This window comes from Pseudomonas sp. R2-37-08W (assembly GCF_003851705.1).
Taxonomy (GTDB): domain Bacteria; phylum Pseudomonadota; class Gammaproteobacteria; order Pseudomonadales; family Pseudomonadaceae; genus Aquipseudomonas.
Window position 1 is genome coordinate 3,307,396 of the sequence record NZ_CP027728.1, and the last position, 13,320, is coordinate 3,320,715.

Consider the following 13,320-nt stretch of genomic DNA (forward strand, 5'->3'; position numbering starts at 1 on the left):
CTCAACCTGATGTTTGGGGTTGGGTTGAAGAATACCCGTCACGCACGGCTTTTGTCAGGCGCGTGCGTGTGTTGGGATCGTTCCCACGAGAAGTGTGAAAAATGATATTAAAACACCGACCACCCAATCCGCTCACTCAACAACTCCAACGCCTTCATCCCCGCCAGTGAATTCCCCGCCGCGTTCAATTCCGGCGACCAGACACACACCGTAAACTGCCCCGGCACCACCGCGACAATCCCGCCGCCTACCCCGCTCTTGCCCGGTAGCCCGACCCGATAGGCAAAATTGCCGGCCTCGTCATACAGCCCACTGGTGGCCATGATCGAGTTCACCTGCTTGGTCTGGCGCGCGGTCAGAATCTGCTCACCACTGTGGGCGCTCACGCCCTCGTTGGCCAGGAAGCTGAACGCCCTGGCCAGGTCCAGGCAGCTCATTTGCAACGCGCAGTAATTGAAGTAGCTGTGCAGCACCGCGTCCACATCGTTGTGGAAGTTACCGAAAGCCTTCATCAGGTAAGCCATGGCCGCGTTGCGCGCACCGTGCTGCGCTTCCGAATCGGCGACAACGCTGTTGACCAGAATCTGCGGGTTACCCGACAGGCGTCGTACGAAATCGCGCATCGACAGAATCGGCACGGCGAAGCGTGATTGGTTGATGTCGCAGATCACCAGCGCGCCGGCGTTGATAAACGGATTGCGCGGGCGGCCGCGTTCGAATTCCAGCTGCACCATGGAGTTGAACGGTTGCCCCGACGGTTCGTGGCCCAGGCGCTCCCAGATGGTTTCGCCGCCGTGGTCGATGGCCTGCACCAGGCTGAACACCTTGGAAATGCTTTGCACCGAGAACAGCGTGTCGGCATCACCGGCGCAGTAGGCCGCGCCGTCGTTGCCGTAGACCGCGATGCCCAACTGGTTGGCGGGCACGTCGGCCAGGGCGGGGATGTAGTCGGCGACTTTGCCGAGGCCGATCAGGGGGCGCACTTCGTCGAGGATCGACTCCAGCAGCGCCTGCATGTCTTGTCCTGTCATCTTCTTTGGATCAGTGGTGAGCGAGGCGCGGAGGATACTTCAATGGGCGCGATAGCCCCACACAATCTCCACGACCCGCTCGGCAATCATCCGGTAAATCAGTATCAGCAACTTGCAGCGCCAAGTGAAAGCGTAAGCAAGACCGCCGAATAAATGCAATCTACTGATAATAATAAAAACTATAATTCCATAATTTAATAATTAGGTTAGAACTAATCGGCCTTTTACAGACGCGCCCGTGCGGCCTACTTTCACGCTACGGACCGACCCCCTGCCCGGTGGAGGCTTGTTTATCGACTTCAACAAGGACCTGACCATGAGCATCGAATTCATCGGCTACATCGGCGGCCACCACGCCTCCGAGATCCACCCGCGCAGCGGCCCGACGCTGCAGCCGGACTACGTTGAGCGTGTGGCACGCGCCCATGAAGAGGCCGGCTTCGACCGCGCCCTGGTGGCGTTCCACTCCACCAGCCCGGACAGCACGCTGATCGCCGCCCATGCCGCCAGCGTGACTCAGCGCTTGAAATTCCTGATCGCTCACCGCCCAGGCTTTGCCCAACCCACCTTGGCCGCGCGCCAGTTCGCCACGCTGGATGTGTTCAACGGCGGGCGTACCGCCGTGCATATCATCACCGGCGGCGACGATCGCGAACTGCGCGCCGATGGCAGCCATATCGGCAAGGACGAGCGCTACGCGCGCACCGACGAATATTTGAGCGTGGTGCGCCAGGAATGGACGAGCGACAAGCCCTTCGACTTCGCCGGCACCTACTATCAGGTCGAAGGCGCGCACTCCACGGTGAAGTCGCCGCAGCAGCCGCATATCCCGTTGTACTTCGGCGGTTCGTCGGCGGCGGCGATTGCGGTGGCGGGCAAGCATGCGGACGTGTATGCGCTGTGGGGCGAAACCTATGAGCAAGTGCGCGAGGTGGTGACCCAGGTGCGTGCCGAAGCGGCCCGGCATGGGCGTACGATTCGCTTCAGCTTGTCATTGCGCCCGATCCTGGCCGAGACCGAGGAACTGGCGTGGCAGCGGGCAGACACTATTTTGCAGCAAGCCACGGCGCTGGCCGAACAGAGCGGCTTTGTGCGGCGCGAACCGCCGAATGAGGGCTCGCGCCGGTTGCTGGCGGCGGCAGCGCAAGGCTCACGCCTGGATAAGCGCCTGTGGACCGGGATTGCCGCCTTGCTCGGCGCACAGGGCAATTCCACGGCGCTGGTGGGCACGGCCGAGCAAGTCGCGCAGGCGTTGCTCGACTACTACGATCTGGGTATCACCACGTTCCTGATTCGTGGGTTCGATCCGCTCAATGATGCGATCGACTATGGCAAGGCGCTGATACCGCTGACCCGCCAGTTGGTCGCTGAACGCGAGCGGGCCAGGCAAGTCGCTTGAGAGCAGCTGGGAGGACGTTCGTGCCTCCCGCATTTCTGGCGACTAACCTGGCGACTAACTCAATCTCAATTCCCGCGCCAGGAACGGCGCCGTGCGGCTGGTTTTGCTGCTGGCAACTTTTTGCGGCGTACCACTGGCAACTACCTTGCCGCCCGCGTCCCCGGCACCCGGGCCGATGTCGATCACCCAGTCACTCTGCGCCACCACGCGCATCTCATGCTCGACCACCACCACCGTATGCCCCGCCTCGACCAATTGGTTGAGCTGGCTGAGCAAGCGGTCGACATCCCTGGGATGCAGGCCAGTGGTGGGCTCGTCCAGCACGTACAGCGTGGCGCCCCGCGCATTGCGTTGCAGCTCGGTCGCCAGCTTGATGCGCTGCGCTTCACCGCCCGACAACTCAGTAGCCGGTTGGCCCAGGCGCAGATAGCCCAGTCCGATATCGCGCAGCACCTGCAGAGCGCGCAGCACACCCGGTTGTTCGGCAAATACGTCGACAGCCTGCTCCACCGTCAAGCCCAGCACTTGGGCGATGTTCAAGCCTTGCCATGTGATCGCCAGGGTCTCGGGGTTGTAGCGCGCACCGTGGCAGGTCGGGCACGGCGCATACACGCTGGGCATGAACAGCAATTCGACGCTGACAAAGCCCTCGCCTTCGCAGTTCGGGCAACGGCCCTTGGCCACGTTGAAGGAGAACTGCCCCGCGTCGTAACCGCGCTTCTTCGCGGCTGGCGTGGCGGCGAACAGTTTGCGCACGTTGTCGAACAGCCCGGTATAGGTCGCCAGGTTGGAGCGCGGTGTACGGCCGATGGGTTTCTGGTCCACCTGCACCAGACGGCGGATATGTTCCAACCCGGCGCTGATGCGGCCCTCGCTGGCGGAAGGCGCAGCGTCTTCCAGGCTGGGCTCTTCGACGTTTTCCAACACGCGCCCGAGGCCGCTGCTGACCAGTTCCAACAGCGCCTGGCTGACCAGGCTGGACTTGCCCGAACCGGAAATCCCGGTCACTGCCGTGAAGCAGCCCAGCGGAAAATCCACCGCAAGATTCTTCAAGTTGTTGCGCGTAACGCCTTGCAGCTTCAGCCAGCCGCTGGGTTGACGCCGCGCCGGGTTCGCAGGGCGCGGCTCGGCAAACAGGTATTCGCGGGTCTGCGACGCGGCAATCTGCGCCAACCCCGCCGGCGGGCCGCTGTACAGCACTTGCCCGCCGTGTTCGCCAGCGGCCGGGCCGACGTCGATCAGCCAGTCGGCGCGGCGCATGGTTTCCAGGTCATGCTCCACCACAAACAGCGAATTGCCGGCCGCTTTCAGCCGCGCCAGTGCGCTGAACAAAGCCTCGCCGTCAGCCGGATGCAAGCCTGCGGACGGTTCGTCGAGCACGTAGATCACGCCGAACAACTGCGAGCCCAGTTGCGTGGCCAGGCGCAAGCGCTGCAATTCTCCGGACGACAGCGTCGGCGTGCTGCGCTCCAGGGCCAGATAGCCCAGCCCCAGCTCGATCAACGTACTCACACGTTCGAGCAGGTCCTCGGCGATCCGTTGGGCGGCCAGGCGTTTTTCCACTGACAACTTCATCTTGTCCTGCCCCGCCGCCACCGGCCGCAGCAACTCGGCCAGGCGGGTCAGGGACAGTTGCGACAACTCACCGATATCCACCCCGGCAAACTTCACCGACAGCGCTGCCTTGGTCAGGCGCTTGCCCTCGCACAACGGGCAGGCGCTGCCTTGCATGAACTGCGACACGCGCTTTTTCATCAGCGCACTTTGGGTGTGGGCGAAGGTGTGCAGGATGTAGCGCCGCGCGCCGCTGAAGGTGCCCTGGTAACTGGGCTCCAGCTTGCGTTTCAAGGCATCGCGGGTCTGCGCCGGGGTGAAGCCGGCGTACACCGGTACGGTGGGGGTTTCTTCGGTGAACAGGATCCAGTCGCGCTGTTTTTTCGGCAGGTCGCGCCACGGAATATCCACGTCGTAGCCCAGGGTCACGAGAATGTCGCGCAGGTTCTGCCCCTGCCAGGCCAGCGGCCAGGCTGCCACCGCGCGCTGGCGAATGGTCAGCGACGGGTCGGGCACCATCAGCGCTTCGGTCACTTCATACACGCGGCCCAGGCCATGGCATTGCGGGCACGCGCCTTGGGGCAGGTTCGGCGAAAAGTCCTCGGCATACAGCATCGCCTGCCCCGGCGGGTAGCTGCCGGCACGGGAATACAGCATGCGGATCAGGCTCGACAAGGTGGTCACGCTGCCCACCGATGAGCGCGCACTCGGCGTGCCACGCTGCTGTTGCAGGGCCACGGCGGGTGGCAAGCCTTCGATGCTGTCGACATCCGGCACGCCGACCTGGTCGATCAAGCGCCGCGCATAGGGCGCCACCGACTCGAAATAGCGGCGCTGGGCCTCGGCGTAGACGGTGGAAAACGCCAGGGACGATTTGCCGGAACCGGACACGCCAGTGAACACCACCAGGGCATCCCGGGGGATATCCACATCGACGTTACGCAAGTTGTGTTCGCGGGCGCCGCGCACCCGCACGAAGCCGGTGTGCTGGGCGGTCGGTGCGGGGGTGTTGCGTTGTGAAGTCATGGACAACCTTGTCTGGCGGTGAGAACGCTGCGCACCCGTTGCGTGAGGGCATCGGGGCTGTAGGGCTTGCTCAGCAGGTGAATATCAGCGCTCAGCAGATGATTGGAGGAAAGAATGTCGCGGGTGTGGCCGGAGGTGAACAGCACCGGGATCGGCGGCACCTGCTCACGCGCCCAGTTGGCCAGGTCGATGCTCTTGATGCGGCCGGGCATCACCACATCGGTAAAAATCAATTCCGGCTGCAGGCCGGCCTGCAGCTTAGCCATGGCTTGGTCGCCGTCTTCGGCCGTCAGCACCGTGTAGCCCGATTGCTGGAGCAGCTCCACCACGGCCAGGCGCACGCCTTCATTGTCTTCCACCACCAGGATGGTTTCCTGGCCGGTGCAAGGGCTCTGCTGGCCAATGTCCGGCTCCAAATGCTCCGGTTCCAGGCTGCGCGGGAAATACATCTGCACCACCGAACCTTTGTTTTCCTCGCTGCTGATGTCGACATGCCCGCCGCTTTGCCGGACAAAGCCAAACACCATGCTCAGCCCCAGGCCAGTGCCCTGCCCTTCGCGCTTGGTGGTAAAAAACGGCTCGAACGCGCGCTTGAGCACGGTCGGCGGCATTCCAGTGCCAGTGTCGGTGACAGCCAGGCGCACATACTCGCCGGGCTTGATGCTTTTGCCCGCGCATTCGGCCGGGTTGAGAATGATGTTTTCGCCGGTGATACGAATCACGCCCTCGCCGTGCATGGCATCGCGGGCATTGATCGCCAGGTTGAGCAGCGCGTTTTCCAGCTGGTTGCGGTCGACGTTGATGCACCAGGAATCCTGCGGCAATTGCACGTCGATATGAATGGTTTCGCCCAGCGCGCGTTGCAGCAGTTCACCGAGACCGGCGTAGATACGTTGCGGGTTGTACACCGCCGGCGACAAGGGCTGACGCCGGGCAAACGCCAGCAGTTGCGAGGACAGGGTGGCGCCGCGTTCCACCGCGGCAATCGCGGCAGAAACACGCCGCTGCACCTGCGCGTTGTCCGGCTCATGCCGGGCCAGCAGGTGCAGGTTGCCGGCGATCACTTGCAGCAGGTTGTTGAAGTCGTGGGCCACGCCGCCGGTCAGGCCGCCAATCGCTTCCAGCTTCTGCGACTGGCGCAACTGCTCTTCGGCGGCGGAACGCGCCTGCACTTCGGCCGCTACGCGCTGCTCCAGATTGTGGGTCAGCTCCTGGCGCACGCGTTCGGACTGCACCAGTTCAGTGGTCTCAACCACAATCGCCAGCACCCCGGCCGGCTGATGGTCATCCCCGGCCACGGGGCTGTAATAGAGGTCCATCCACAAGGTTTCCGGCTTGCCGTTGCGCGACAACACCAGTTCCTTGTTGTTGAACGACAAGGTGCCGCCCGCCAGGCATGTATCCACTACATGCCGGTTGAACTCGGCCACTTCCGGCCACCCCAGTTCCACCGGCGTGCCCAGCAAGTACGGATGGCGTCCACCGGCGAACTTCGAGTAGCTGTCGTTGTAGATCATGTAACCCGCCCGGCCCCACAGCATCACCATGGGTACAGGTGAAGCGAGCATCATCTGCACGGTGCAGGCCAGGCTGGTGGACCAGCGGTCGATCGGGCCAAGGTCGGTCGTTGACCAGTCAAACGTTCGAATCCGCTGGGCCATTTCGCCGGCCCAGCCTTCACAGCCGTGGGGGTTGGATAAGAATTGCATGGTCGGGCTCTGGGCAGTGAGAGGACAGTCGCAAGTTTTGGAGCGCAGCGGCGATAGATGGTTTCATCTTGGCTAACTTAAGCCGAAGAAACCACTGGCCTCAGTGAAAATCCCGGCTGCGCACCACTATGCCTTCCAGCAGCGGCGTCAGGTCGGTCAGGCGCCCAGCGATCAAATGCCGCACCTCGCCCACCGCCTCCCAGCGCCCGTCCACCTTGAGCAGGCGCGACCCGACCAGGGCCTGGCGTTGACGTTCGGCCAGGTCGCGCCAGACCACCACATTGAGGTTGCCGAATTCATCTTCCAGGGTGACAAAGGTCACGCCGCTGGCGGTGCCCGGACGTTGGCGCCCGGTGACCAAGCCGGCGACGCTGACATTGCGCCCATGCTCCACGGTCAAAAGCTCCTGGGAACTGCGACAGCGGCGCCTGCGCAGTTCCGCGCGCAGCAGCGTCAGGGGATGCGGCCCAAGCGTGGTGCCGAGCGTGGCGTAATCGGCGTGCAAGTCCTCGCCGACCGTGGGCTGGGGCAACGCCACCGGCGCTTCATCGGGGCTCGGCAGGCCGGCAAACAGGCCCAGTTGCGTGTGCACGCCGGCCACTTCCCAGCGCGCCTGGTGGCGGTTACCGGCTAACGCGCGCAAGGCGCCGGCATCCGCCAGCAGCGCTTGGGCGCGCGCATCCAGGCCGGCGCGGGCGTCAAGGTCGGCGATGTCGCTGAAGGCGCGGCGCTGGCGCACGGCCTCGATGCGCCGGCCATCTTCTTCGCGAAACCCGCAGATCATGCGCAGGCCCATGCGGATCGCCGGCTGCTGGCCGTCGATGGGTTCCAGGCTGCAATCCCAGTCACTGGCCTGCACGTCCACCGGGCGGATCTGCAGGCGATGCCGGCGCGCGTCCTGCAGGATCTGGTCCGGGCTGTAGAAGCCCATCGGCCAGCTGTTGATCAGTGCGCAGGCAAAGGCCGCCGGCTCATGGCATTTGAGCCAGCTACTGGCGTAGGTCAGCAAGGCAAAACTGGCCGCGTGGGACTCGGGAAAACCATAGCTGCCAAAGCCTTTGATCTGCTCGAAAATCTGCGCGGCAAAGGCTTCGGTGTAGCCGTTTTTCAGCATGCCTTCGCGCAGGCGCTTTTGATGCGGTTCCAGGCCGCCGTGACGTTTCCAGGCGGCCATGGAGCGGCGCAACTGGTCGGCCTCGCCAGGGCTGTAGTCGGCGGCGACCATGGCGATCTGCATCACCTGCTCCTGGAACAAGGGGATGCCCAGGGTGCGCTTCAACACCACTTCCAATGCCGGCGACGGATAGGTTTCTTCCTCCTCTTTATTCCTGCGACGCAAATACGGGTGCACCATGCCGCCCTGGATGGGCCCCGGCCGCACGATGGCGACTTCGATCACCAGGTCATAGAAGGTTTGCGGCTTGAGCCTGGGCAGCATCGACATCTGCGCCCGCGATTCGATCTGGAATACGCCGATGGTGTCGGCCTTGCTGATCATCGCGTAGGTGGCCGCATCCTCCTTGGGCATGCCTGCCAGGCTCATGTCCAGGTTGCGATGGCGGCGCAGCAGATCGAAACAGCGGCGGATCGCGCTGAGCATGCCCAGGGCGAGGATATCGACCTTGAGCAGGCCGACGGCGTCGAGGTCGTCCTTGTCCCACTGAATGATGGTGCGCTCGGCCATGGCGGCGTTCTCCACCGGCACCAGGGTGTCCAGCGGGTGTTCGGAAATCACGAAGCCGCCGGGGTGCTGGGACAAATGCCGAGGAAAGCCGATCAACTGCTGGGTGAGGGTCAAGACGCGGCGCAGCAGTGGGCTGTCCGGGTCGAAGCCGCTTTCACGCAGGCGCTCCAACGGCGGCGCGTCGTCACTCCAACGTCCGCAGCATTCGGCCAATGCGTTGACCTGGTCCGCTGGCAGGCCGAGGGCCTTGGCCACATCCCGCACCGCGCCGGTCGCGTGGTAACTGCTGACCACCGCCGTCAACGCCGCACGCGTGCGGCCATAGCGCTGGAACACGTATTGCAGCACTTCTTCGCGGCGCTCGTGTTCAAAATCCACATCGATATCCGGCGGCTCGTTGCGTTCCCTGGACAGGAAACGTTCGAACAGCACGTTGCTCAGGCTCGGATTGATTTCGGTGATGCCCAGGGCAAAACACACCGCCGAGTTGGCCGCCGAGCCACGGCCCTGGCACAGGATCGAACGGCTGCGGGCAAAGCGCACAATGTCGTGCACCGTGAGGAAATAGCTTTCGTAGCCCAACTCGCTGATCAGCTCCAGCTCGGTGTTGATCTGCTTCAGGGTCTTGGCATCGATGCCGTCAGGCCAGCGCTGGGCGATGCCTTCTTTGGTGAGGGTGCGCAGCCAGGATTCGGCGTCATGGCCTGCGGGCACCAGCTCGCGTGGATAGTGGTAACGCAACTGGCCGAGGTCGAAGCTGCAGCGCCGTGCGATGACGAGGGTTTCATCGAGCAAGGCTTGCGGGTACAGCGCAGCCAGGGCGTCGAGGCTGCGCAGGTGCCGCTCGCCATTGGGATGCAAATGCAGGCCGGCTTCGGCCACCGGTACGTGATGGCGGATGGCGGTCATGGTGTCTTGCAGGGCGCGGCGCCCACGCGCATGCATGTGCACATCACCGCAGGCGACGGCCGGGATTTTCAGGCTGGCCGCCAGCTGCAGGCGTTGCTCCAGATGCCGTGCATCGTCCTGCCCGCAGTGCAAGTGCACCGCCAGCCACAAGCGCTCGGCGAAGGTACGGCGCAGCCACTGGATGCTGGCCTGGGTGTCGCTGTCCTGCGCCACCCACAACGCCAGCAGGCCGGGCAGCGGTTGCTCGAAGTCTTCCTGCAGCAGGCGATAGCTGCCCTTTTCGGCGCGGCGGCGGGCCAGGGTGATCAACCGGCACAGGTGCTGGTAACCGCTCAGGTTTTCCACCAGCAGCACCAGTTTCGGCCCGTTCTCGATGCGCACTTCGCTGCCGATAATCAGCGGCAACTCCAGCGCTTTCGCCGCCTGCCAGGCGCGCACGATACCCGACAGAGTGCATTCGTCGGTGATCGCCAGGGCGCTGTAGCCTTGGCGCTTAGCCCGCTCGAAGAGTTCCAGCGCGCTGGAGGCACCGCGCTGGAAGCTGAAGTTGGACAGGCAATGCAGCTCGGCGTAATTCATGCCTGCCCCGCCCCTGTAGGAGCGAGCTTGCTCGCGAAAAACCCAAGGGCACCGCATTCATTCTGGTGCCCCGCGTTATCGTTAACCACCTTCGCGAGCAAGCTTGCTCCTACAGGGGGTGGCGACCTATGGGCTTTTGCATCCGCTCCTGTAGGAGCGAGCTTGCTCGCGAAAAGCCCAAGGGCGCCGCATTCATTCTGGTGCCCCGCGTTATCGTTAACCGCCTTCGCGAGCAAGCTCGCTCCTACAGGGGGTGGCGACTTATAGGTTTTCATGCAAACCAGCCTTGCAGCCACAGGCCATCCTGTTGCCCCACCGTGCGGTAGGCCCAGCCTTGCTGACCGGCGCGGGTCTGGATGAGGTAATAGTCGCGGCGGATATCGGCGCCATCCCACCAGCCGGATTCGATGCGTTCCGGGCCCATCAGAATCTGTACGCCCTGCTCGGCCAGCAAGGTCGGTTGGTTCAACAACCAGCCAGGGCGCCGGACCTTGTTCAAGCTCGGGCATGGGTGGTTGTCGACGGCGGCTTGCCAGGCGCATTCAGGGCGATGGTCGGCGTGAAAACGTAGGCCCTGCACCGCCTCATCGCCCAGGCGCGCGCGCAGGCGTTCGCGCAACTGCTCCCAGGGCAGGGACTGTTGCGGGCGGTCGTCGAACAGGTCCTGGCGCTGCGGCACGAATACCGGCAAGTCCTGGGCCACCAGGCGAAACCCGCGCACCGGTGCAGTGACTTGCACCTGCTCCAATCGCCCCCGGGCCAGTTCGAACAGCATCGAAGGCTCGCGCTCGGCGCTCAGCAGGCCGACCTTGATCACACTGTCCGCTGCCTGGGCATGTTCCAGGTGCAGGTCGAAACGCTGCACGCCACTGTCACGCCCGCACAGGAAGGCGGACAGGTCGGCGGTCAGACGGCGCAAGGGAAACAGCAGTGCCTGGTGGGATTGCACATCGAAATTCAACTCGATGCGTACATCGAACTGGTCCGGCGGCTGATAGAAACCCAGGGCCAACGGCCGCTGCCCGCTCAGGGCGTCGAGGTGCTTGAGCAGGCTGGCGTCAAAGCGCCGCGCCAGGGTATGCCGGGGCAGCGCTTGCACTTGGGCCAACGTGCGCAGGCCCATGCGCGACAACGCGGTGGCGGCCTGCGGTTCAATCCCGGCGCGGTCGACCGGCAGCGGCGCCAGAGCCTGCATCAAGGCGCTGTCGTCGGCCACCGCCAGGCCATCGTAACGGTTGGCCAGCACCCGGGCCGCCGCCGGGTTGGGCGCGGCGACGATGCGGTGACGAAAGCCCAGCTCGGTCAACTCTTTGCGCAAGCGCGCCTCGAACTGCGGCCAGGGCCCGAACAGGCCCAGGCTCGACTCGATCTCGAACAGCAAGGCGCGTGGGTAATACACGCTGACCTGGGAACTGAAGCGGTAGGCCCAGGCGGCGAGAAACTGCTGCCAGCGCTCGATTTCCAGCGGGTCGTACTCGGCACAGGCGAAGGTCTTGGTCAGCGCATGCGCCGCCGTCAGCGACTGGCCGGGGCGCAACCCCAGGGCGCGGGCGGCGGCATTGACGGTTTGCAGCACGCGCCGCTGCGGCGTACCGGCCAGCAGTGCCAGCGGTTGGTCGGGCTCGGGATGGGCACGCAGCACCCCGTCCAGCGCCAATTGCGGGAAGACAATACAGACCCAGCGCATGGCAACCTCAATGCCCCGCCAGGGCAATCGGCGCCGGGTGGGCCAGGCCGCCCCGGCATTTGAGCACACGCACTTGCGCAGGCCTTGCCTCGACCGCCAGGCGCAAAGCGGCCGGCGATGGGTTGATCGCTTCACTCAAGGCGCGCCAGGCAAACGCCAGGGTTTGCCCGGTTTCCGCGGCCACCTGCAAACGGCGCAAGGCACGGTCATCGGCCTTGCACGGCCAGCACAACACCGCGCCACAACTGCCGGAGCGCAGGCATTGCTCCACCGCCCACAGCGCGTCACGCTCCTGGGCCTGGATCACCGCGAGCTGGCGCACATCCACCCCGGCGTTCTGCCAGGCATGGGGATACGGCGTGTAGGGCGGTGCCACCAGCACAATACGTTCGCCCATCGCCGACAAGCGCGCCAGGGTTGGCAGCACCAGTTGCAGTTCGCCCACACCGTCCTTGGCCATCAGGATTTCACTCAAGGCCGCCTCCGGCCAGCCGCCGCTGGGCAGCACCGCATCCAGCGCCGCAAGCCCGGTGGGATGCACACTGGCCGGTGGCGCGGCGGGCCGACCCTTCCAGACTCGCCCGCCATTGAACAGCGAGTCCAGGGCAACCACGGCGCCCATCAGCCTTGCCTCACCAGGCCGCAGAACACCCCTTCGATGGCCAGGTCCTGATCGACCCCGACCACGATGGGTTGATACGCCGGGTTGCGCGGCAGCAGGCGCACCTTGTCGCCATGGCGCTCGAAACGCTTGATGGTGACTTCACCGTCCAGGCGCGCCACCACAATTTGCCCGTTCAAGGCCTCGGCACTGCGCCGCACGCCCACCAGGTCACCATCGAGAATGCCGTCTTCGATCATCGAATCGCCCTGCACGCGCAGCAGGTAGTCCGGGGTCTTGGCGAAGGTGGCGGGGTCGAGCTGCAGGCGATTGTGCACTTCGGCATCCGCGCCGATGGGCAGGCCTGCGGCCACACGGCCGAGCACCGGGATGTCCAGCCATTCCGGGCGCGGCGGTTGGTTGAGCAGGCGAATCCCCCGGGCCTGGTTGGGGTTGACCTCGATAAAGCCGGCTTCGGTCAGGGCCACCACATGCTTGCGGGCGACGCTGCGCGAGGCAAAGCCGAACGCCTCGGCGATCTCGGCGAGGCTCGGGGGCTGACCTTGCTGCGCGATGCGCTCGCGGATGAAGGTCAGGATGGCGGTACGGCGGGGGGTCAGGGTCGTCATGGAGTACATTTGTACTCTTGTGGGAAATTTCTGACAATAGCCGTCAGTCGGCGGTGACCCACTGATACACCTCGGTCCAAATGTGGGAGGGGCGGTGCGACGATTCGACTTGCCCTCGATGACCATGGGTATCTACACAACTGTGTAACAGCTTACGGTAACCACGATGCGAAGCGAGTCGCTCTTGATCTGGCTCTTGATCTTAAGCGCCCCGTTAAACCACGCTGGCCGTAATCCGATAGTGATTTGGGGGTAAACCGGCAGGGATGCCGGTTTAGCCGCCCCGCGCCATGGATGGCGCGTGGCGGCGGCCCCCCAAATCACTGTCGGATTACGGGCACACCGAGCCTAGGCGAGGTGCCGAGTGGTGGGGCAAGAGCGTTTTGCTTACTTTTGCGCTTTTCAAAAGTGAGACGCCGTAAGGGCGGAACCCTAAGCCGCCGCTACCGCAGCAACGGATATGTACTCGCCTTGATCCAACATCCTGGTCGGCTGTCAGGCCGCCATCGGGG

8 protein-coding genes are annotated in these 13,320 nt (G+C 64.3%); 1 reads left to right on the forward strand and 7 read right to left on the reverse strand.

Annotation, left to right across the window (positions count from 1 at the left end; all coding sequences use genetic code 11):
- Positions 1–107: 107 nt before the first annotated feature.
- A complete protein-coding gene (gene glsB / locus C4J93_RS15195; protein ID WP_124365164.1) occupies positions 108–1,016 on the reverse strand; it encodes a glutaminase B in 909 nt (302 codons plus the stop codon).
- Between the two features lie 331 nt (positions 1,017–1,347).
- Between glsB and C4J93_RS15200 the strand changes: the two genes are divergently transcribed.
- Positions 1,348–2,430: an LLM class flavin-dependent oxidoreductase gene (locus C4J93_RS15200; RefSeq protein ID WP_124365165.1), complete on the forward strand. Its 1,083-nt coding sequence runs from the start codon at positions 1,348–1,350 to the stop codon at positions 2,428–2,430.
- A gap of 54 nt (positions 2,431–2,484) precedes the next feature.
- Here the strand turns inward: C4J93_RS15200 and uvrA are convergent, their stop codons facing one another.
- From uvrA to lexA, 6 genes are all read right to left on the reverse strand, one after another.
- Positions 2,485–5,010 (reverse strand): excinuclease ABC subunit UvrA, encoded by a 2,526-nt coding sequence (gene uvrA / locus C4J93_RS15205; protein WP_124429803.1) that lies wholly within the window; start codon positions 5,008–5,010, stop codon positions 2,485–2,487.
- On the reverse strand, positions 5,007–6,719 hold the full coding sequence (locus tag C4J93_RS15210; RefSeq protein WP_124429804.1) for an ATP-binding protein: 1,713 nt from the start codon (positions 6,717–6,719) through the stop codon (positions 5,007–5,009). Before C4J93_RS15210 ends, uvrA begins: the two co-directional genes overlap by 4 nt.
- Positions 6,720–6,819: 100 nt before the next feature.
- Entirely contained in the window at positions 6,820–9,891 is a 3,072-nt protein-coding gene (locus tag C4J93_RS15215) for an error-prone DNA polymerase (RefSeq protein ID WP_124429805.1), read from the reverse strand.
- A 271-nt stretch (positions 9,892–10,162) separates the two neighbouring features.
- Positions 10,163–11,578, reverse strand: coding sequence for a DNA polymerase Y family protein (locus C4J93_RS15225; protein ID WP_124429807.1), 1,416 nt, complete (start codon positions 11,576–11,578; stop codon positions 10,163–10,165).
- A 7-nt stretch (positions 11,579–11,585) separates the two neighbouring features.
- Positions 11,586–12,200 carry a translesion DNA synthesis-associated protein ImuA gene (imuA, locus tag C4J93_RS15230; protein ID WP_124429808.1) on the reverse strand — a complete coding sequence of 205 codons (615 nt, stop codon included), beginning with the start codon at positions 12,198–12,200 and terminating at the stop codon, positions 11,586–11,588.
- A complete protein-coding gene (gene lexA, locus C4J93_RS15235) occupies positions 12,200–12,817 on the reverse strand; it encodes a transcriptional repressor LexA (protein ID WP_124367318.1) in 618 nt (205 codons plus the stop codon). Before lexA ends, imuA begins: the two co-directional genes overlap by 1 nt.
- Positions 12,818–13,320: the final 503 nt, after the last annotated feature.